Here is a 20,710-nt window from a genome sequence, read left to right as displayed (position 1 = left end):
CGGGCGCGGGGCTGTTATAGCCTTTCGTACATGAGTACGAACGAGGTGATGGCCCGCCTGGAGGCCGCCGTCAGCGCTCTGGGGGACGTCGACGTCTCCGCGTGGCCCGAGGACACGCTCAAGGAACAGCTCGGTGAGCTCTCGGCCGCCCTGGTCGCGCTCGATTCGGTGCTCTCCCGGGTCGCCGATGAGGTGCGTGCCCGTGGTCTGCGCATCGAGGAGCCCGTCTCGGCCTGACCGGGCGGCGGCCACTCCGCTCGGCGGTCCGGGCACGGCAATGCCCGGGTGGTGTCGGGGGTGGCTGGCAGGATGGGTCCGTGCTGTTCCTGGACCTGGCAGCCACCTCCGCCGCCGTCGCCGCGACAAGTGGACGCCGGGCGAAGGTGGAGCTGCTCGCCGACGCCCTGCGCCGGCTCGACCCGGCCGAGGTGGCGGCGGGCTCCGGTTACCTGGCCGGCGAGCTGCGGCAACGACAGACCGGCGTGGGCTGGGCCAGCCTGCGCGACCTGCCGCCACCGGCCGAGACGCCGACGCTGACCGTGGCCGCGGTGGACGCGGCGATCGACGCCATCTCCGCCGTGTCCGGGGCGGGTTCCCAGGCGCGCCGCCGGGCGCTGCTGCACGGGCTCTACGCCGCGGCCACCGCGCCGGAGCAGCGCCTGCTGACCGGGCTGTTCAGCGGGGAGCTGCGGCAGGGCGCCCAGGCCGGTCTGCTCGCCGACGCGATCGCCCGGGCCGCCGACGTGCCGGTGGCGGCCGTCCGTCGGGCGCTGCTGCTGGCCGGGGATCTGCGGTCGGTGGCGGTGGCCGCCTGCGGCGGCGGCGCGCCGGCGCTTGCCGCGTTCGGCCTCCAGGTGGGGCGACCGCTGGCGCCCATGCTCGCGCAGAGCGCGCCGTCGGTCGACGAGGCGCTGGCCGCGACCGGTGTTCCCGCCGTGGTCGACGTCAAGCTGGACGGCATCCGCATCCAGGTGCACCGCTCCGGGCGGGACATCGCCGTGTTCAGCCGCAGCCTCGACGACATCACCGCCCGGCTGCCGGAGGTGGTCGCCGCGGTCCGTGCGCTGCCCGCCCGCGAGCTGGTGCTCGACGGCGAGGCCCTGGGCGTGGACGCCGCCGGCCGGCCGCTGCCGTTCCAGGAGACGTCCGCCCGCGCGGCCCGCCGCACCACGCCCAGCACCACCGGTGGCAGCGCGGTCGCGCCCGCGGTGCTCGCCGCCGCCCGCACCACCGGCGAGTCGGTGCTCACGCCGTACTTCTTCGACCTGCTGCACCTCGACGGCGAGGATCTGATCGACCGGCCGGGCCGGGAGCGGTGGACGGCGCTGGCCGGAGCGGTCGACCAGGAGCTGCTGGTGGGGCGGCTGGAGGTCGACGGCCCGGAGGCGGCGGGGGCGGCGTTCGCCGCCGCCGTCGAGGCCGGGCAGGAGGGCGTCGTGGTGAAGTCGCCGGACGCGCCGTACGACGCCGGGCGCCGTGGCGCCGCCTGGGTCAAGGTCAAACCACGGCACACGCTGGACCTGGTGGTCCTCGCGGTGGAGTGGGGCAGCGGCCGGCGCCAGGGCTGGCTGTCGAACCTGCACCTCGGCGCGCGCGACCCGCGTACCGGGGAGTTCGTCATGCTCGGCAAGACCTTCAAGGGGCTCACCGACGAGGTGCTGCGCTGGCAGACCGAGCGGTTCCTCGAACTGGCGGTCGAGAAGGGCGACTGGGTGGTGCGCGTGCGCCCCGAGCAGGTGGTCGAGATCGCCTTCGACGGCGTGCAGACCAGCTCCCGCTACCCGGGTGGGATGGCACTGCGGTTCGCCCGCGTCGTGCGCTACCGGGACGACAAGACCGCCGCGGAGGCGGACACGATCGACGCGGTCCGGGCGATCCACGCCGGCCGCCGCACCGGCTGAGCGCGGCTCAGGCGGAAGCGGGCTCGGCCGCGCGGTCGGCCGGGGGCCGCCGCACCACGCCGGCCCGCCGGTGCGCGTCCCGGCGGGCGAAGTAGCCGTAGCCGACCAGGGTCATCCCCGCGAAGATCCACCACTGCACGACGTAGCCGAGGTTCTGCCAGTTGTTCGCGTACCCGACCGGGATCGGCTTGAAGACCGGGTCGGCCGCCGGGGACTGCTCGTCGAGCAGCACGTACCCCCCGTACACCGGGTAGGGCAGCTCGGCGGCCAGCCGGGGCAGCCCGATGCGGCGGGTCTCCAGCTTGCCGTCGCGCCGGGCCACCGGGACCGAGCCGCTCTCGCCGGGACGGATCCGCCCGGTCACGGTCACCGCACCGGAGGGAGTCGCGGGCACCACCGGCTGGGCGGTGGCGTCCCTGCCCGGGGCGGGCGGGATCCAGCCCCGGTCGACGAGCACGGCCGTTCCGTCGGCGAGGACCAGGGGGGTCAACACCTCGAAGCCGACCGTACGGTCCACCGAGCGGCCCCGGACCAGGACGATGTTCGAGGTGTCGTACCGGCCGGTGACGGTGACCTTCGTCCAGGTCTTCTCCGCGACGGGTGCCGGCCCGACGGTGCCGGCATTCCCGGCCGGGACGCCCACCGCGTCGCCCAGCGGCACCGGGGTCATGCTCAGGCCCGCGTCGATCCGCTCGTTGATCTCGCTGCGCTCGTGGTAGCGGTCCAGCTGCCAGTTGCCCAGCAGCACCATCGCCACCGCCGCCACCAGGGTCAGCGCGAGCGCGCCCAGCCAGCGCGGCGTCAGCAGGAACCGGTACACGACCACGAGGTTACCCCGGCGACCCGAGCCCACCGGCATCGCCGGTCCCACCGGGAGACCGCGCTCACCGGTGCGTCCGTCGCCGGTTTCGGCCCAGCCGGCGGGACGCCGCCATCGACGGTCCGGGCGGAACGCCATCGACGGCCCGGCGGGCGCCCGGCGACCCGCCCCGCTCGGTGCCGCACACCTGTCGATCGCTTCGGCTATCGTCACGCGGGCGGACCGCGCCGTCGGGCCGCCCGCGTACCCGCCACCGCCCGCGAGGGAGTCGATGATGACCGTCGTGCCGCGCCTGGTGCTCAGTGCGCCCTCCTCCGGACACGGGACGAACATGCTGGCGATCGGGCTGCTCGCGGCCGTCGCCGACCGGGGAACGGAGACCGCCGGGTTCAAGGTCGGTCCGGACCGGGTCGACGCCGCGTACCTCGGGCTCGCCGCCGGCCGGCCCGGACGCACGCTGGATCCGCGCCTCGTCGGCGCCGAGCGGATCGTCCCGCTGTTCGCGCACGGGGCCGCCGGTGCCGGGCTCGCGGTGGTCCAGGGCAGCATGGGGCTGTACGACTCGCTGACCGGCCGCCCCGAGACGGAGTCGACCGCGGCGGTCGCCGCGGCGCTGCGCAGCCCGGTGGTGCTGGTGATCGACGTGGCCGCGATGGGCCAGTCGGTGGCCGCCCTGGTGCACGGCTTCCGGGCGTACGACGAACAGCTCTGGCTGGGGGGTGTGATCCTCAACCGGGTCGCCTCCGGCCGGCACGAGGCGCTGCTGCGTGAGGCGCTCGACGACGTCGGTGTGCCGGTGTACGGCGCGTTGCGCCGGCAGGACCTGCCGCCGGTGCTGCCCGCCCGCCGGCACGGGGTGGTCCCGGTGGTCGGCGGCTCCGCCGAGGCGGGGCGGGCGGTCCGCCGGCTCGGTGAGGCGGTGGCGGCGACGGTCGACCTGGAGCGGTTGCTCGGCCTCGCCCGGTCCGCGCCGCCGCTCACCGCCGCGCCCTGGTCCCCCGAGGCCGGGACGACCGAGGGTGGACAGACCGCGCCGGCCGGTGAGCGGCCGCTGATCGCCGTTGCCGGGGCGACCGGCGGCAGCTACAGCCACGCCGAGACGCACGAGCTGCTGCGCGCCGCCGGAGCCGAGGTGGTGGCGTTCGACCCGTTGCAGGACGAGACCCTGCCGGCCGGGGTCCGGGCGCTGGTCGTCGGCGGTGCGCTGCCCGAGGCGTACGCCGACCAGCTCTCGGCCAACCGGCGGCTCTGCATCTCGGTGGCCGAGCTGGCGCGCACCGGTCGCCCGGTGATCGCCGAGGGCACCGGCCTGCTGTGGCTGGCCCGGGAACTGGACGGGCTGCCCATGTGCGGGGTGCTCGATGCGGTGGGCAGCAGCCGTGCGGGCCTGGTGGTGGGATACCGGACCGCGACCGCCGCCACCGACAGCGTGGTCGCCCCGGCCGGCGCGACGGTGACCGGGCACAAGGAGCACCGGGGGGTGCTCACGCCACGGGCGGGGCAGCGGCCGGCCTGGACCTGGGAGGGCGGCGCGCCCGAGGGCTTCGTCTGGCGGGGGGTGCACGCCTCGCAGCTCACGTTGCACTGGGCCGCGCAGCCGACCCTGGCCGCCCGGCTCGTGGCCGCGGCCGCTGAGGCGGAACCGGCGGTGGCGCAGACCGGCGGGGTTCCCGCGTGATCGGTCAGGTGGCGGTCCGCCGGTTCCCGGAGCTGACGGTCTCGACGCCGCGTACGGAGGTGCGGCCCCTGCGGGCGGCGGACGCGAAGGCGGCCGACGAGATCTTCGCCGACCGGCAGACCCAGCGTTGGCTGCCGCTGGCCGAGGAGAGCGGCCAGATCGACGGGCACGCCTGGTGCACGGACCTGGCCCGGCAGCGGCGCGACAGCGGCGACGGGGACCACTACGCGGCCGTCCGCCGTGAGGACGACCGGGTGGTCGGCTGCCTGTGGACCCGGCGTACGGACTGGGGTGCCCTCTGCACCGAGGTGTCGTACGCGATGGCCGCGCACGCGCGGGGGTTCGGGCTGGCCGCCGAGGCGGTGGACGCGCTGGCCATCGCGCTGCTGCTGGAGCACGGTTTCCAGCGCGTCGAGCTGCGGGTCGCGCCGGGCAACGTGGCGTCGCGGCGAGTGGCCGAGAAGGCCGGGTTCAGCTACGAGGGCCTGCTCCGCAACGCCGGCTACGTCCGCGGCACCCGGGTGGACGTCGAACTGTGGTCCCTGGTCTCCGCCGACCTCCACTGACCCACCCCACCTGAGTACGCGAGGGTGGGGGGCGGGTCAGCCGACTATGGCGTCGGAGGGTGGGGTGAAGTCGCGCTCGGGTTTGTCCTTCAGGGCGTCCCGCAGGGTGTTGGCCACGGCCGCGATCGGGATCTGCGACTGGCCGTCGCCGACCGCGTTGAACGGGTTGTCCGGGTCGGAGATGAAACTTGCCGCGGCGAGTTCGGGCGTGAACCCGACGAACCAGGCCGACCGCGTGCTGTCCGTCGTACCGGTTTTGCCGGCGACCGGGCGGCCCACCGTGCCGCGTACGCTGTCGGCGGTCGACCAGCCCCCGCAGCTTCCCTTCGCCGGCGTGTCGCCGGTGGGGCACCGGGCGGCGTCGGTGGCCGCCCGGGCCGCGTCCGCGCTGACCACCTGGCGGCAGCGGGGCTTGGCGACCTCCCGCTCGATCCCGGACGCCGTCCGGTACATCGCCGGGGTGCCGTCCCGGTTGTAGATGGCCTGCACCGGGAGCGCCTCGCAGTAGCGGCCCTCGGCCGCGACGGTGGCGTAGGCGTTCGCCATCTCCAGCGGCGTGGCGTCGGAGACGCCCAGGGTGAACGCGCCCCACTTCTTCGCCTTCGCCGGGGACGCCTGCTCCCGGTCCACGTCGGTGCGCCAGCGCAGGCCGAGCTGTTCGGCGAGGCGCACCGCCTTGTCCGCGCCGACCTGCTCCTCCAGCCAGACGAAGTACGTGTTCACCGACTTGCCGAAGCCGGACCACATGGTCTGGGTACCGGACATCGCGCCGCTGGCGTTCGACGGCGCCCAGCCGTCGTAGACCTCCGACCGGTACCGGTGCGGCGCGTTGAACGTCGTGTTCAACGTCATGCCGGAGTCCAGCGCGGCGAGCATCGGGAACATCTTGAACGTCGACCCCGCCTGGTAGCCCGGCAGGTCACCGCCGCCGAGCAGGGGCGCGACCGTGTTCGGATAGGTGGCCTTGATCTTCGGTCCGGCCTCGGGGTTGCCGCTCGGGCCGTTCCCGCTCAGGTCGAGGGAGTACCGGCGGTTGACCGCCATCGCCTTCACCCGGCCGGTGCCCGGCTCGGCGACCACGATGCCGTTGGCGAACGGGCTGCCGATGTTCTCCTCGGCGCCGACGTTCTTCTCGGCCGCCTCCTGGATCTTCGGGTCGATGCTGAGCACGATCCGGTACCCGCCGCGGCGTAGCTTGTCCATCCGCTCCAGCCGGTTGGCGCCGAACGCGGGCTGCGCGCTCCACCAGTTCTTCACGTAGTCGCAGATGAAGCCCCAACTGTTCCACTCGTCCGGCACCGAGGCGCAGTCGTTGGAGGGGTAGCTCAGCTTGAGCCGGATCGGCTCCGACTTCGCCGCGTTGGTGGCGTCGGGTGACAGGTAGCCGAGCTGCGTCATCCGGTCCAGCACGTAGTTGCGGCGGGCCGTGGCCTCCTTCTGGTCCGAGCTGGCCGGGTCGTACTGGGACGGCGACTTGACCAGCCCGGCGAGGGTGGCGGCCTCGACCGGCGTCAGCTCCTTCGGGGTCTTCGAGAAGAAGATCTCGCTGGCGGCGTAGATGCCGTACGCGCGGTGGCCGAAGTACGCGGAGTTGAGGTAGCGCTCCAGGATCTGCTCCTTGCTCAGCTCCTTCTCCAGGTCGAGGGCCATCCGCATCTCCCGGATCTTGCGGACGCTTGTCTGCTGGGTGGCCTCCTGCACCTCCTTCGGCGTCGTCGCGCTGTCCCGTAGGGCCATCCGGACGTACTGCATGGTGAGCGTGGAGGCGCCCTGGGAGACGCCGTTGGAGCCGACGTTCGCCACGAACGCCCGCGCGACACCCTTGGGGTCGACGCCGTGGTGCTGCCAGAAGCGGTTGTCCTCGGCGGCCACGATCGCCTGCTGGATGTTCGGCGACATGTCGGCGAGTTTCGTGTACTGCCGGTACTCCTCGTAGAACATCGTCAGCACGGTCCTGCCGTCCGGCGCGTACAGATACGAGGTCTCGGCGGGTAGCGCGGTCCTGAGGATCTTCGTCTTGTGCTCCAGCGCGTGGGCGGTGACCTTGGCGCCGATGCCGGTGGCGGCGGCGAGCGGGTAGGCCACGGCGGCGATCACGACACCGGCGATGAGCCCGGCGCGGAGGAGAGGGACGAGACGACCGGCGGCAGCGAGGGGTCGGTTGCTCACACCGCCAAGTTATGACATTTCCGATTCGTACTAGAGAAATATTCATAAACTGGCGGGCTCGTGATGCGGCCCACGTCGCGCCGCGCTGTCCCGTGCGCGGCCTTCCCGGCAGGATCGCGGTCATGCGTGGTCAGCCGATCGAGGCAAGCGCGGTCCGCGGGACCGGGTCCGCCGACGGGTCGCCCGAGCCCGACCTCGGGCACCACGGGGACGCCGAGGCCACCTCCGGCCTGGTCGACCTGGCCGTGAACGTACGCCGGGCCCCGATGCCCGACTGGTTGGCCGACCCGATCACGGCCGCGCTCGGCGACCTGGCCGGGTACCCGCAGCCCGGGCCGGCGCGGGCCGCGGTCGCCGCCCGGCACCGCCGGCCCCCGACGGAGGTGCTGCTCACCGCCGGCGCCGCCGAGGGCTTCGTGCTGATCGCCCAGGCGCTGCGCGGGATCCGTCGCCCGGTGGTCGTCCACCCCCAGTTCACCGAGCCGGAGGCCGCCCTGCGCGCCGCCGGGCACCGGGTGGAGCGGGTGCTGCTCGATCCGGCCGAAGGGTTCCGGCTCGACCCCGCCCGGGTCCCGGAGGACGCCGACCTCGTCATGGTCGGCAACCCCACCAACCCGACCTCGGTGCTGCACCCGGCCGCCGACCTGGCCGGGCTGGCCCGCCCGGGCCGGGTCCTCGTTGTCGACGAGGCGTTCGCCGACACCACCACGGCGCCCGGGACCACCGGCGAGCCGGAGTCGCTCGCCGGCCGCCGCGACCTGCCCGGCCTGCTCGTGGTCCGCAGCCTCACCAAGACCTGGGGCCTGGCCGGGCTGCGGGTCGGCTACCTCCTCGGCGAGGCCGCCCTGCTGGAGCGGCTGGCCGCCGTACAGCCGCTGTGGGCGGTCTCCACCCCGGCCCTCGCCGCCGCCACGGCCTGCGCCGGGCCGCAGGCGATCGAGGCGGAGCGCGCCGTCGCCGCCCGCCTCGCCGCCGACCGCGACCACCTGGTGGCCCGCCTGGCGGCCCTTCCCGGGGTACGCGTCGCCGGCCGGCCCGCCAGCGCCTTCGTGCTGGTGCACCTTCCCGGCGCCGACGCGGTGCGGCTGGCCCTGCGCGAGCGCGGCTGGGCGGTCCGCCGGGGCGACACCTTTCCCGGGCTGGGCCCGGACTGGCTGCGGGTCGCCGTGCGCGACCCGGCGACGACCGACGCGTTCACCGAGGTACTGGCGGGGATCCTGGAGGCATGATGCTGGAGACGACGATCGAGGCGATCGGACCGCTCGACGAGCCGGCGATGGCCGCCGCCCGGGACCTGCAGGGCCGCCTGACCAAGCCGGCCGGTTCGCTGGGCGCCCTGGAGGAGCTTTCCGTACGCCTCGCCGGCCTGGCCGGTCACTGCCCTCCGCCGGTGCCCGACCGGGCCGCCGTGGCGATCTTCGCCGGTGACCACGGCGTGCACGCCCAGGGTGTGACGCCCTGGCCGCAGGAGGTCACCGTGCAGATGATCGGGAACTTCCTCGCCGGGGGCGCCGTCGTCAACGCGTTCGCCCGGCAGGCCGGTGCCTCGGTCACCGTCGTCGACGTCGGCGTCGCGACCCCGCCGCCGCCCGTCCCCACCGGGGACCTCGCCGCTCCCCGGCTGGTCGAGGCCAACGTGCGGCGCGGCACCCGGGACCTGACCGTCACCGCGGCCGTCAGCCGCGACGAGGCGCGCGCCGCCGTCGAGACCGGCGTCCGGGTCGCCGGCGACCTGATCGACGCCGGGGCCGACATCCTGCTCACCGGCGACATGGGCATCGGCAACACCACGCCGGCCGCGGCCCTGATCGCGGCCTTCGCCGGAGTCGACCCCGCCGAGGCGACCGGTCGCGGCACCGGAGTGGACGATCCGACGTACCGGCACAAGATCGAGGTGGTCCGGGCGGCGCTGCGCCGGCACGAGCCCGATCCGGCGGACCCGCTGGGCGTGCTGGCCGCCGTCGGTGGCCTGGAGCACGCCGCCCTGGCCGGGCTGATCCTGGGCGCCGCCGCCCGGCGCGTCCCGGTGCTCCTGGACGGGGTGATCGCCGTCTCGGCCGCGCTGGCCGCCGCGGCGTTCGCGCCGCACGCCGTCGGTGCGATGGTCGCGGGGCACCGCTCCGCCGAGCCGGGCGCCACGGTGGCGCTGCGCCGGCTCGGGCTGACGCCGCTCATCGACCTCGGGCTGCGCCTCGGCGAGGGCACCGGCGCGCTGCTCGCCCTGCCCGTGGTCACCGGCGCGGTGCGGGTGCTGCACGAGGTCGCCACGTTCGACTCGGCGGGAGTGGCCGAGAAGTGAGCGAGCGTGGCGAGCGAACCATCGGGCCCAGCAGCGAGGTGGCGGCGTGAACGAGCGCGCCAACCCGTACCCCCTGGGGCTGCGCCTCGCCGGCCGGCGGGTGGTCGTGGTCGGTGGGGGAGCGGTGGCCACCCGCCGGGTGCCGGCGCTGATCGACGCGGGCGCGGACGTCTTCCTGGTCGCGCCGGAGCTGACCCCGGCGTTGCGGGCGCACGTCGACGCCGGCCGGTTGCACTGGGCGCGGCGCCGGTTCGCCCCGGACGACCTCGACGGGGCCTGGCTGGTGCAGGTCGCGGTCGACGACGCGCTGGCCGCGGCCTCGGTGAGCGCGGCGGCCGCCGAGCGGAGGATCTTCTGCGTCCGGGCCGACGACCGGGCCGCCGCGACGGCGTGGACGCCGGCGGTCACCCGGCACGGCCCGGTGACGGTCGCGGTCCTCGGCGGCGGCGACCCCCGCCGCGCGATGACCGTCCGCGACGCGATCCGCGACCTCCTGGGTGCAAGGAAGGGCCCCTTCTTAACGCCTCAGGTAGAGGAAGGGCCCCCGGTTAACACTCCCGGCGGTCGTGTCGCCCTCGTCGGTGCCGGTCCGGGCGACCCGGAGTTGATCACCGTCAAGGGGTGGCGGCTGCTCACCGAGGCGGACGTGGTGGTCGCCGACCGGCTGGTGCCCGGGCTGCTCCTGGACGAGTTGCGCCCGGACGTCGAGCTGGTCGACGCCTCCAAGATCCCGTACGGGCCGTCCCGGGCCCAGGAGGAGATCAACCGCATCCTGGTCGACCGGGCCCGGGCCGGCCGGACCGTGGTCCGGCTCAAGGGCGGCGACCCGTACGTGTTCGGCCGCGGCGGCGAGGAGCTGCTCGCCTGCGCCGAGGCGGGCGTGCCGGTGACGGTGGTGCCCGGGGTGACCAGCGCGATCGCCGTGCCGGCGGCGGCCGGTGTGCCGGTGACGCACCGCGGGGTGGCGCACGAGTTCACCGTCGTCTCCGGGCACCTCGCACCGGACTCGCCGGCCTCCCTGGTGCGGTGGGAGCACCTCGCCAAGCTGCGCGGCACGCTTGTGGTCCTGATGGGGCTGAAGAACCTGCCGGCGATCGCCGCCACGCTCCTCGCGCACGGCCGGCCGGCGGCAACCCCGGCCGCGGTGGTGCAGGAGGGTACGACCGGTGCCCAGCGCACGCTGCACTCGACGCTGGGCGAGGTGGCCGCCGACGTGGCCGGGACCGGCCTGCGCCCGCCGGCGATCGTGGTGATCGGTGACGTGGTCGGCGCCCTGGACGGTTGACGGCGGCGGCCCGCCGGTCGTGCACCGGTCCGCGCGGGCGGCGGACGCGACGGCGGCCGGGACCGTCCGGTCCGGGCCGCCGTCGTGCAGGTCAGGTCACTGCTTGAGCATGTTGTCCAGCAGCAGGGCGCAGCGCACGAGACCGAGGTGGCTGTAGGCCTGCGGGTGGTTGCCCAGCCCGCGCTCGGCCAGCGGGTCGTACTGCTCGGGCAGCAGCCCGGTCGGCCCGGCGGTGTCGATCATCTGGATGAACAGCTCCTCCGCGTCGGTGCGGCGGCCGGTGCGCAGGTACGCCTCGATCAGCCAGGCCGTGCAGATGTGGAAGCCGCCCTCGCGGCCGGGCAGGCCGTCGTCCCAGTGGTAGCGGTAGACGACCGGGCCGCTGCGCAGGTCCGCCTCGATCTTGAGCACGGTGGACAGGAAGCGCGGGTCGTCGCCCGGGAGCAGGCCGGACAGCCCGATCCAGAGCGAGGACGCGTCGCTGTCCTCGTGCCCGTACGCGACGCTGTACGCCTCGGCGTCCTCGTGCCAGCCGTACTCCAGGACGTTGGCGCCGATGCGGTCGCGCAGCTCCACCCACTCGGGCCGGTCCCCGCCGCCGTGCTGGCGTACGACGTGCAGCGCCCGGTCGACGGTCATCCAGCACATCACCTTCGAGAAGATGTGGTGCCGGGGCGGGAGGCGGGCCTCCCAGATGCCGTGGTCCGGTTCGTGCCAGCGCCGGCGGACCGCCTCGACCATGTTCTCCAGCACCCGCCACTCGTCCTCACGGACCGAGCCGCGCGCGTCGGCCACGGCCGCGATCAGGTCGGCGATCGGGCCGAACACGTCGAGCTGGAGCTGGTGGTTGGCGAGGTTGCCGACCCGGACCGGCCGGGAGCCGGCGTACCCGGGGAGCGTGTCGATGACCGCCTCGGCGCCCAACTCGTAGCCGTCGACCGTGTAGAGCGGGTGGAGCCGCTCCGGGTGCCCGCCGGTGCGCTCCACGACGCCGTCGATCCAGCGCAGCAGGCCCTCGGCCTCCTCCAGCGAGCCCAGGTCGACAAGGGCGCGGGCGGTCAGCGCGGCGTCGCGCAGCCAGCAGTAGCGGTAGTCCCAGTTGCGGACGCCGCCGAGCTCCTCGGGCAGCGAGGTGGTCGCGGCGGCCAGGATCGAGCCGGTCGGCGCGTGGCAGAGCGCGCGCAGGGTGAGCGCGCTGCGGGCGACCAGGTCCCGGGCGGTGGTCGGGAGCCGCAGCGAGGCGACCCAGTTCTTCCAGGGCTGCTCCGCCGCCGCCTGCCGCTCGTGGATCGGCAGCCGGTGGTGCTCCAGGCTGTGCGTGCCGAAGCGCATCTCGAGCACGACCTGCCCGCCGGCGGCGGAGAGGTCCACGACGGCCTTGGCGGTCTCGTACACGCCGTCGCCGGTGACCTCCCACTCGACGCCGGGGGCGTAGAGCGCGACCGGTTCGTTGGAGCCGAGGACCAGCAGGCCGTCGCCGAGCGGCTGGAGCTGGACGGCCACCTGACCGAACTCCGGTCGGGGTGCGAACTCCAGGCGGGCCCGGCCCCGGCCGGTGAGCACCCGGACGAGTGTCGAGTCACCGCTGACGATCGCCGGGCCGTCCGGCGTGGTCTCGGTGTCCGGCAGGTCGAGCCAGTCGGTCACGGTCAGGCCGGACCACCGGGTCTCCACGGTCATCGTGCCGGAGCGGTAGCGCTGCCCGAGCGGGATGCCGCCGCGCTCGGGGGCGACGCTGAAGTATCCGGCCGGGCTGCCCCCGACCAGGTCGGCGAAGATCGCCGCCGAGTCGGGCTTGGGGTTGCAGAGCCAGGTGACCTTGGCCTCGGGGGTGAGCAGCGCGACCGTACGCCCGTTGGCGAGCATCGAGTGCCGTTCGATCGGCACCGCCCGCTCGCCGAACAGCCAGTGCCGCCGGGTCTCCAGCAGCAGGCCGAGCGCCCGGGCCGCCTCGATCGGCTCGGCGACCCGGAACTGCGCCCTGGTCTCGCCCGGGCCGATCTTGATGCCGACGTCCGGACCGGTCAGGTTGCCGAAGGCGTTCTCGTCGGTGACGTCGTCACCGATGAACAGCACCGCGCTGGCGGAGAGCTGGGTGCGCAGCTGGTCGACGGCGGTGCCCTTGTGGGTGGCGACCACCGACAGCTCGATGACCTCCTTGCCCTGGGTGACGGTGACGCCGTCCCAGGTGGCGGGGCCGCTGCGGACCGCCTCGATGGCGGCGGCCGCGACCTGCGGGTCGACCCCGCGGGTGTGCACGGCGACACTGGCCGGCTTGCGTTCCAGGCGGATCCCGGGATGCGCGTTGGCGATCTCGCGCAGCGCGTCGCGCAGCCGGGTGCGGACCGCGATCAGCTCCGGGGAGAGCCGCTCGACGAAGCCGATGTCGAACTCGGAGCCGTGGCTGCCGACCAGGTGCACCTCGCTGGGCAGCCGGGACAGGGCCGCCAGGTCGCGCAGTGCCCGGCCGGAGACCACCGCCACCGTGGTCTGCGGCAGCGCGGCGAGCGCGCGCACCGCGGCCACCGATTCGGGCAGCGGTACGGCCCTGCTCGGGTCCTCGACGATCGGCGCGAGGGTGCCGTCGTAGTCGCAGGCGACAAGCAGCTGCGGGACGCGGGCGATCCGGCCGATCGCGGTGCGCAGCTCCCGGTCGAGGGCGCCGGCGGGGGTGATGGTCTCGGCGGCCCCGTTCACGAGGCGTCCGCCTCGGGCACTCCGAGTTCGGTGAGGAAGGACTTCGCCCAGTGCCCCACGTCGTGGGTGCGCAGATGGCGTTGCATTGTCCGCATGCGGCGACGGGCCTCCGGCTTCTCCACGTGCACGGCCCGCAGCAAGGCGTCCTTGACCGCGTCCGGGTCGTGCGGGTTGCACAGGAACGCCTGGCGCAGCTCGGTGGCGGCGCCGGCGAACTCACTGAGCACGAGCGCGCCGCCCTGGTCGGCGCGCGATGCGACGTACTCCTTGGCCACCAGATTCATTCCGTCTCGCAGCGGGGTCACCATCATCACGTCGGCGGCGGCGTACATCGCGGCCAGCTCGGTGCGACTGTACGACTGATGCAGATAATGCACCGCCGGGACGCCGACCCTGCCGAATTCGCCATTAATCCGACCAACCTCGCGCTCGACCTTGACGCGAAGTGCCTGGTAGTGCTCCACGCGTTCCCGGCTCGGCGTCGCCACCTGCACCATAACCGCGTCCGGCACTGTCAACTTTCCGTCAGCCAGCAACTCGCGGAACGCCTTGAGCCGCAACTCGATGCCCTTGGTGTAGTCGAGCCGGTCGACGCCCAGGATGATCGTGCTCGGGTTGCCGAGCTCCTCCCGGATCTCCTTGGCCCGCGCCTGGATCGCCGGGTCCGCGGCCAGCCGCTCCATCTCCCTGGTGTCGATCGAGATCGGGAAGGCGCCCGCCTTCACCTGGCGGCCGTCGACCTGGATCATCTGCCCCTCGTACCGCAGGCCGAGCAGGTGCCGGGCCAGCCGGACGAAGTTCTGCGCGGCCAGCCGCTGCTGGAATCCCACCAGGTCCGCGCCGAGCAGCCCGCGCAGGATCTCGGTGCGGAAGGGCATCTGCATGAACAGCTCGATCGGCGGGAACGGGATGTGCAGGAAGAAGCCGATCCGCAGGTCGGGGCGGAGTTCGCGGAGCATCGCCGGCACCAGCTGGAGCTGGTAGTCCTGCACCCAGACGGTGGCGCCCTCCGCCGCCACGTCCGCCGCGGCCTCCGCGAACCGGGCGTTGACAAGCCGGTACGCCTCCCGCCAACGGCGCTTGTAGACCGGTGTCTCGACCGCGTCGTGGTAGAGCGGCCAGATCGTCGCGTTCGACTGCCCCTCGTAGTAGCGCTCCAGCTCGTCCGCGCTCAACGGCACCGGGTGCAGCCGGATTCCCTCCATGTCGAACGGCTCCGGGGCCGCGCCGGTGCCACCGGCCCAGCCGACCCAGGTCCCTTGGTGTTCGGCGAGGACGGGATGCAGTGCCGTGACGAGCCCGCCTGGGCTGCGTCGCCACTGCCGTCCCTCGGGTGTGCTCACCTCGTCGACCGGCAGTCGGTTGGCCACTACGACAAAGGAGCTACGGACGGTCACGTTCGGCCACCTCCGGGTGCTGACGAATCCACCGCGACGAGCGTACTGAGCGTAGCTGCGGCGTCTGGTGGCCCGTGCCGGAGTTACCTACCCGTCCCACCGGCGCCGAACCCCCGTACGTGATCTTGCCGACACCGGTTCGCCGTGGGTGAGGTGGGGTGATGTGGGCGGAGCGTCGCGTACCTGTCAGGATTGACGGCGGCGTGCGCGCGGCCGGCTCCCGGCCGGTGGCGGCGGGCGGAAGTCGTGCCCCGCGCCCGCGCCCCGCAAGCTCGCGACCGCAGACCCGACGGAGGTAGCCCGCACCGTGGCCCAGTTCATCTACGTCCTGGACAAGGCGCGCAAGGCGCACGGCGACAAGGTCGTGCTCGACAACGTGACGCTCAACTTCCTGCCGGGCGCCAAGATCGGTGTGGTCGGGCCGAACGGCGCCGGCAAGTCCAGCCTGCTCAAGATCATGGCAGGGTGGGACCAGCCGAGCAACGGCGAGGCGCGGCTGATGCCGGGCTACACGGTCGGGATGCTGGCGCAGGAGCCGCCGCTCAACGACGCGAAGACCGTCCTCGGCAACATCGAGGAGGCCGTCGCCGAGACCAAGGCGAAGCTGGAGCGGTTCAACAAGATCGCCGAGCAGATGGCGACCGACTACTCCGACGAGCTGATGGAGGAGATGGGCCGGCTCCAGGAGGAGCTGGACCACGCCGACGCGTGGGACATCGACTCCAAGCTCGAGCTGGCCATGGACGCGCTGCGCTGCCCGCCGCCGGACGCCGACGTCACCCAGCTCTCCGGTGGTGAGCGTCGCCGGGTCGCGCTCTGCAAGCTCCTGCTGGAGACGCCGGACCTGCTGCTGCTCGACGAGCCGACCAACCACCTGGACGCGGAGAGCGTGCAGTGGCTGGAGCAGCACCTGGCGAAGTACGCCGGCACCGTGATCGCCATCACCCACGACCGGTACTTCCTCGACAACGTGGCCAACTGGATCCTCGAGCTGGACCGCGGCCGCGCCTACCCGTACGAGGGCAACTACTCCACCTACCTGGAGAAGAAGGCGGCCCGGCTGGCCGTCGAGGGCCGCCGCGACGCCAAGCTGAAGAAGCGGCTCTCCGACGAGTTGGAGTGGGTCCGCTCCAACGCCAAGGCCCGCCAGACCAAGTCCAAGGCCCGGCTCGACCGGTACGACGAGATGGCCGCGGAGGCCGAGAAGACCCGGAAGCTGGACTTCGAGGAGATCCAGATCCCGCCGGGCCCGCGCCTGGGTGCCACGGTCATCGAGGCGAAGAACCTGACGAAGGCCTTCGGCGACCGGGTGCTGATCGACGACCTGAGCTTCTCGCTGCCGCGAAACGGCATCGTCGGTGTGATCGGCCCGAACGGCGTCGGCAAGACGACCCTGTTCAAGACGATCGTCGGGCTGGAGGAGCCGACAAGCGGCACGGTCCGCGTGGGCGAGACGGTCTCGCTGTCGTACGTCGACCAGAGCCGGCAGGGACTGGCCGGGGACAAGACCGTGTGGGAGGTCGTCTCCGACGGGCTGGACCACCTGATGGTGGGCAAGGTCGAGATGCCGTCGCGGGCGTACATCGCCGCGTTCGGCTTCAAGGGGCCGGACCAGCAGAAGCCGACGAAGGTGCTCTCCGGCGGCGAGCGCAACCGGCTCAACCTCGCGCTGACGCTGAAGATCGGCGGCAACGTGATCCTGCTCGACGAGCCGACCAACGACCTCGACGTGGAGACCCTCTCCAGCCTGGAGAACGCGCTGCTGGAGTTCCCCGGCTGCGCCGTGGTCATCTCGCACGACCGGATGTTCCTCGACCGGGTCGCCACGCACATCCTGGCCTGGGAGGGCGACGACCAGAACCCGGCGAAGTGGTTCTGGTTCGAGGGCAACTTCGAGGCGTACGAGAAGAACAAGATCGACCGCCTCGGCGCGGAGGCCGCGCGACCGCACCGGGTGACCTACCGCAAGCTGACCCGGGACTGACCCGCCTTGGCTGACCGGTTCATCTACCACTGCACGCTGCGGTGGTCCGACCTGGACGCGTACGGCCACGTCAACAACTCGCGCTTCCTCACCCTCTACGAGGAGGCGCGGGTGGCGTTGATGTTCGCCGGGGGCCGGGCGTGGGGAGTGGGCTCGTTCGCCGACGGCGTGGTGATCCGCCGGCACGAGGTCGACTACCTGCGGCCGGTCGCCTACGCGCTCGGCCGGGCCACCGCGGAGGCGGCCCCGACCGTCCGGATCGAGCTGTGGGTGGCGGAGGTCCGGGCCGCGGCCTTCACCGTCGCCTACGAGATGTACGACGGGGACGTGCTGGTCAGCCGGGCCCGGTCGGTCCTGGTGCCGTTCGACCTCACCAGGCAGCTGCCGCGCCGGCTGTCCGCGGAGGAGCGTGAGTTCCTGCGTACCTACGCCGTCGAGGGCGGCCCGGTGTGACCGGCCCGGCGAGCGCTCCGCGCCCGCCCGCCGCCGGCCCGGACACCGCCGCGCCGGGCGGTGCCGGCGGGCCGGAGCACGCGTTGGACGGGATCCGGGACGCGGGCGCTTTCCTGGCCCGGCTGGTCCGCCTGGAGCGGGTGGCGCTGGTCCGGCTGCGGCCGGCCGCGGCGCCGGACCGTACCGCTCTCTGGGCCCGCCTGCCGTGGGGCGTGCTGGTGACCCGCACGGTGGCCGGCGCCGGTCCGGGCGACGTCACCGTCGCGGCGGGCGACCTGCTGGCCGAGCTGACGGCCGGCCGTTCCGCGCTGCCCGCCCGCCGGGACGCGCAGTGGCGCTGGCCGCTCCCACCACCGGCCAGCCGGCTCGCGGAGACGCTGCCGGCCGCCGAGGTGCGGCGGGTCGCCGACGCCGCGGCGCGGGCCCTGCGGGACGCCACCGCGCACGGTGTGGCGGGACGGGCGGTCGGTCAGCGGATGCTCCGCGACGCCCTCCTCGACCACGTGCCGGTGACGGTCACGCCGGACGACCCGCCGGGTGAGCCGGTGCAGGTGCCCCAGCGGCTGGTCCAGGGGCTGGTGCGGATGGGCTTCGTCGGTGACGAGCCGGCCGGCCGGGTGCAGGTACGCACGGCCGGCCGATGGGTCGGCCTGGTCGGGCCGTACGGAGCGGCATGGTCGCAGACGGCTACGGATCTCGCTGTCCGCCCGGTGGCTAATCATCCGTTCGGATGACCCCTGCTCATTCTTCTGTCCTGGGGCTGGCGTTGGGGGGATGCTTCCGCCCGGCTGTCCGGGTACCGTCCTTCCTCGGATCCAACGCACCGTAGGCGGCTGGATCCGCTGGGGAGTGAGGTGCGCGAGCGATGCCGTGGTGGTCATGGCGCCCCGGTCCCGCCAACGGCGGCGGTGAGCCGGACAGTCGTAGCGGGATCACAGTGGAGGACACCATCCGGGTCGGCCCGCCGACCCCCCGCCAGCCGGGAGACAACTGCCCGGGTTCCGACCGTCCCCCGATCGCGGACATGCCGGCCACGGTCGCGCCGGTGACGCTCAGCCGGGTCTGCGACGCGCTCGACCTGCTCGACGTGCGCTACCTGGCCGACGGCGACGGAAACCTGCTGGCGATGTGGGAGCGGCACGCCGTCCTGGTGACGCTGGAGGGTCCCGAGGACGAGATCCTGGTGATGCGGGCCCGTCCACACGCGACCGTCCCGCCGGACTGGGAGGACCGGGCCTACCGGGTCGTCAACGAGTGGAACCACACCCGCCGCTTCTGCAAGGCCTACATCGGCGACCCGACCGAGCGCGGCCAACTCCCCATCTACGCCGAGCTGCAGGTGCCGTTCAGCGCCGGCGCGCACGACGCGCTCCTGGTCGAGATGCTCGACTGCGGCGCCGCGGTGGCCACCAGCTTCGTCGACTGGCTGCACGACGAGGGCGCGCTGCTCTGACCGCCCGACGCGGTCCCGGTCAGGCCGTCCCGGCCGGATCCTCCATGACGTTCACCATGAAGTACGCGGCCCGCTCCAGGTAGTCCCAGAGCGCGACGGCGAGGTCGGGCGGCAGGTCCAGCCGGTCCACGGCCCGCCGCATGTGCCGTAGCCACGCGTCCCGCTCGGCCGCCCCGATGCGGAACGGCGCGTGCCGCATCCGCAGCCGCGGGTGCCCCCGCTCGGCGGAGTACGTGTTCGGCCCGCCCCAGTACTGCATGAGGAACAGGGTCAGCCGGTCCGCGGCCGGCCCCAGGTCCTCCTCCGGATACATGGGGCGCAGCAGCGGGTCCGTGGCAACGCCCGCGTAGAACTCGTCCACCAGCTTGCGGAAGGTCGGCTCGCCGCCGACCGCCTCGAAGAAGGTCGTCGACGGGCGAGGAGGGCCGGACTCACCTGCGGGATTCACCACTCCATCCTGCCAGGTTCCGACGGCCGGCCGGCCGACGGCCGGTCGTGGGTCAGGTCACCGCGTGCCGCTGGCGCCCCGGGTCGCCCGGGCGGCCGCCGTCCGGATGGTCCCCGGCGTCCCGCCGCCCGGGTCGGGGCCGCTCCGGCCCGGCCTGCGGATGGGGCTGCCGTGGGCTGTCGGAAGGCGCGTCGGGTTGGGCCGGCGTGCCGGCGGGCTCCCCGCTCCGCCGACCCGCGGCGACGACCGCCGCGTCGATCGTCGCCCGGCTCGGCCAGCTGAGCGCGGCGAGGGTCATGAGCACCACGCCCGCCGCGCTCCACACACCGACCACCAGGGGAATGGAGAACCGTTGGGCGAGCAGCCCGGTCACCAGCACCGCCGCGCCCTGAATCACCTGGACACCGGTGGCCATGACGCCGAAGGCGCGGGCCCGGTAGCCGTCCGGCAGGGCCCGGACGAACAGCCCGTTCGCCATCGGCAGCATGCCGGCGACGGCGAACCCGCAGGCGGCCGCGAGCACCGCCACCACCACCGGCGGCGGGTTGAACAGGGCGGGAACCAGGACCAGGGGGGACAGCACCGCCAGCGGTCGCATCAGCGCGAGCCGCCGGGCCGGCGAGAAGAGACGGCCGACGACGAGACCGCCGAGGATGAACCCGACCGGGCTGGCCGCCATGATGATCGCCTGGGCGGCGGCGGTGTCCATCTCACCGGCGTGCCGCCCGGCCCACGCCGCCGCCAGCCCTTCCGGCACGATCGAGAAGAGCATCGCGCTGAAGACGAGGATCGCGATCGCGCGGAGCACCGGGCTGCCGAAGACGATCCGGAAGCCGTCACCCGTCTCCCGGAGCAGGTGGCTGCGGTGCGCCGGCGTCATCGCGGGTGGCCGGTCCGCGACGCCGAAGCGGAGCAGGGCGGCCGACGCGGCGAAGGTGGCCGCGTTGACCAGCAGCGCGGCGCTGGGGTTGACCGCCGCGATGGCGGCGCCGGCCAGGTAGCCCACGACCTGCGCGGCCTGGCCGACGCTGACGCTCACCGACAGGCCGACCACGAGGCGGTCGCCGGTGAGGATCAGCGGCATCAACGCCGACCGGGCAGCCTGGCTCGGCGGGTTGGCGAGGGTGGCGGCGAACAGGAGCGCCAGGATCGCGGTGCTCGGCATCCCGGGGATCGCGATGACGAGCAGCAGCATCATCCGGACGAGGTCGCAGGTGACCATCACCCGCCGGTACGGGTGCCGCTCGGCGAGCGTCGCGAGCAGTGGCCCGCCGACGAGCCACGGCAGGTAGCTGACGGCGAACGCGGCTGCGGAGAGCGCCACCGACTCGGTCTGCCGGTAGATCAGCAGGGTGACCGCGGCCTTCGCGATGTAGTCGCCGACCCAGGCGAGCGTGCTCGCCGTGAAGACGTACCGGTACTCGCGCTGGGCGAACACCTCGCGGAAGGTGGCCGGCCCTTCCGAAGAAGGTCGCTCGTCGGACACCGTCGCCTCCATCGTCCCCAGAACCGACCACTCGTGATGGTCGTGCCCGGGAACCGTCGTCGAATCTTCCGATC

At 73.8% G+C, this 20,710-nt stretch carries 17 protein-coding genes; 11 read left to right on the top strand and 6 right to left on the bottom strand.

Annotated elements, in window-relative coordinates:
* The first annotated feature begins 30 nt into the window (after window positions 1-30).
* Both ABTW87_RS15295 and ABTW87_RS15290 read left to right on the top strand, forming a co-directional pair.
* Window positions 31-237, top strand: a complete 207-nt coding sequence (locus ABTW87_RS15295; RefSeq protein WP_350651434.1) for a hypothetical protein — start codon at window positions 31-33, stop codon at window positions 235-237.
* Window positions 238-317: 80 nt separating this feature from the next.
* The gene (locus ABTW87_RS15290; protein WP_350651433.1) at window positions 318-1,901 is read left to right on the top strand and encodes an ATP-dependent DNA ligase; all 1,584 of its coding nucleotides are present in this window, start codon (window positions 318-320) and stop codon (window positions 1,899-1,901) included.
* A gap of 7 nt (window positions 1,902-1,908) precedes the next feature.
* On the opposite strand, the gene ABTW87_RS15285 is transcribed toward ABTW87_RS15290, so the two are convergent.
* On the bottom strand, window positions 1,909-2,727 hold the full coding sequence (locus tag ABTW87_RS15285; RefSeq protein WP_350651432.1) for an SURF1 family cytochrome oxidase biogenesis protein: 819 nt from the start codon (window positions 2,725-2,727) through the stop codon (window positions 1,909-1,911).
* 268 nt (window positions 2,728-2,995) lie between these two features.
* Here ABTW87_RS15285 and ABTW87_RS15280 point away from each other — a divergent pair, with 268 nt between their 5' ends.
* Both ABTW87_RS15280 and ABTW87_RS15275 read left to right on the top strand, forming a co-directional pair.
* Window positions 2,996-4,399 (top strand): cobyrinic acid a,c-diamide synthase CobB, encoded by a 1,404-nt coding sequence (locus ABTW87_RS15280; protein ID WP_350651431.1) that lies wholly within the window; start codon window positions 2,996-2,998, stop codon window positions 4,397-4,399.
* Window positions 4,396-4,965, top strand: a complete 570-nt coding sequence (locus tag ABTW87_RS15275; RefSeq protein WP_350651430.1) for a GNAT family N-acetyltransferase — start codon at window positions 4,396-4,398, stop codon at window positions 4,963-4,965. Before ABTW87_RS15280 ends, ABTW87_RS15275 begins: the two co-directional genes overlap by 4 nt.
* A gap of 36 nt (window positions 4,966-5,001) precedes the next feature.
* Here ABTW87_RS15275 and ABTW87_RS15270 read toward each other — a convergent pair whose 3' ends face one another.
* The gene (locus ABTW87_RS15270) at window positions 5,002-7,134 is read right to left on the bottom strand and encodes a transglycosylase domain-containing protein (RefSeq protein WP_350651429.1); all 2,133 of its coding nucleotides are present in this window, start codon (window positions 7,132-7,134) and stop codon (window positions 5,002-5,004) included.
* 122 nt (window positions 7,135-7,256) lie between these two features.
* On the opposite strand from ABTW87_RS15270, the gene cobC reads away from it, so the two are divergent.
* Genes cobC through cobA form a run of 3 tightly spaced genes read left to right on the top strand, consistent with a single transcriptional unit; the run spans window position 7,257 to window position 10,718 of the window.
* Window positions 7,257-8,363, top strand: coding sequence for an Rv2231c family histidinol phosphate aminotransferase CobC (gene cobC, locus ABTW87_RS15265; RefSeq protein ID WP_502891588.1), 1,107 nt, complete (start codon window positions 7,257-7,259; stop codon window positions 8,361-8,363).
* On the top strand, window positions 8,363-9,433 hold the full coding sequence (gene cobT, locus ABTW87_RS15260; protein ID WP_350651531.1) for a nicotinate-nucleotide--dimethylbenzimidazole phosphoribosyltransferase: 1,071 nt from the start codon (window positions 8,363-8,365) through the stop codon (window positions 9,431-9,433). The genes cobC and cobT overlap by 1 nt, the downstream gene beginning before the upstream one ends.
* Before the next feature lie 46 nt (window positions 9,434-9,479).
* Complete coding sequence (gene cobA, locus ABTW87_RS15255) at window positions 9,480-10,718, top strand: uroporphyrinogen-III C-methyltransferase (RefSeq protein WP_350651427.1); 1,239 nt, start codon at window positions 9,480-9,482, stop codon at window positions 10,716-10,718.
* 96 nt (window positions 10,719-10,814) lie between these two features.
* On the opposite strand, the gene otsB is transcribed toward cobA, so the two are convergent.
* Window positions 10,815-13,415 (bottom strand): trehalose-phosphatase, encoded by a 2,601-nt coding sequence (gene otsB / locus ABTW87_RS15250; protein ID WP_350651426.1) that lies wholly within the window; start codon window positions 13,413-13,415, stop codon window positions 10,815-10,817.
* Entirely contained in the window at window positions 13,412-14,812 is a 1,401-nt protein-coding gene (locus tag ABTW87_RS15245) for an alpha,alpha-trehalose-phosphate synthase (UDP-forming) (protein ID WP_350651425.1), read from the bottom strand. Before ABTW87_RS15245 ends, otsB begins: the two co-directional genes overlap by 4 nt.
* 307 nt (window positions 14,813-15,119) lie before the next feature.
* Between ABTW87_RS15245 and ettA the strand changes: the two genes are divergently transcribed.
* The 4 genes from ettA (at window position 15,120) to ABTW87_RS15225 (ending at window position 18,702) form a co-directional block, all read left to right on the top strand.
* A complete protein-coding gene (gene ettA / locus ABTW87_RS15240; protein WP_350651424.1) occupies window positions 15,120-16,796 on the top strand; it encodes an energy-dependent translational throttle protein EttA in 1,677 nt (558 codons plus the stop codon).
* A 6-nt stretch (window positions 16,797-16,802) separates the two neighbouring features.
* Window positions 16,803-17,249 carry an acyl-CoA thioesterase gene (locus ABTW87_RS15235; protein WP_350651423.1) on the top strand — a complete coding sequence of 149 codons (447 nt, stop codon included), beginning with the start codon at window positions 16,803-16,805 and terminating at the stop codon, window positions 17,247-17,249.
* Window positions 17,246-17,983 (top strand): DUF8185 domain-containing protein, encoded by a 738-nt coding sequence (locus tag ABTW87_RS15230; protein ID WP_502891587.1) that lies wholly within the window; start codon window positions 17,246-17,248, stop codon window positions 17,981-17,983. Before ABTW87_RS15235 ends, ABTW87_RS15230 begins: the two co-directional genes overlap by 4 nt.
* A gap of 131 nt (window positions 17,984-18,114) precedes the next feature.
* A complete protein-coding gene (locus ABTW87_RS15225; RefSeq protein WP_350651422.1) occupies window positions 18,115-18,702 on the top strand; it encodes a type III secretion system chaperone family protein in 588 nt (195 codons plus the stop codon).
* Between the two features lie 19 nt (window positions 18,703-18,721).
* Here ABTW87_RS15225 and ABTW87_RS15220 read toward each other — a convergent pair whose 3' ends face one another.
* Complete coding sequence (locus tag ABTW87_RS15220; protein ID WP_350651421.1) at window positions 18,722-19,150, bottom strand: globin; 429 nt, start codon at window positions 19,148-19,150, stop codon at window positions 18,722-18,724.
* 52 nt (window positions 19,151-19,202) lie between these two features.
* A complete protein-coding gene (locus tag ABTW87_RS15215; RefSeq protein WP_350651420.1) occupies window positions 19,203-20,648 on the bottom strand; it encodes an MFS transporter in 1,446 nt (481 codons plus the stop codon).
* Window positions 20,649-20,710 lie beyond the last annotated feature (62 nt).

It is taken from the genome of Micromonospora sp. NPDC126480 (assembly GCF_040302465.1).
Taxonomy (GTDB): domain Bacteria; phylum Actinomycetota; class Actinomycetes; order Mycobacteriales; family Micromonosporaceae; genus Micromonospora.
This window is presented reverse-complemented; position numbering and strand designations above follow the sequence as displayed.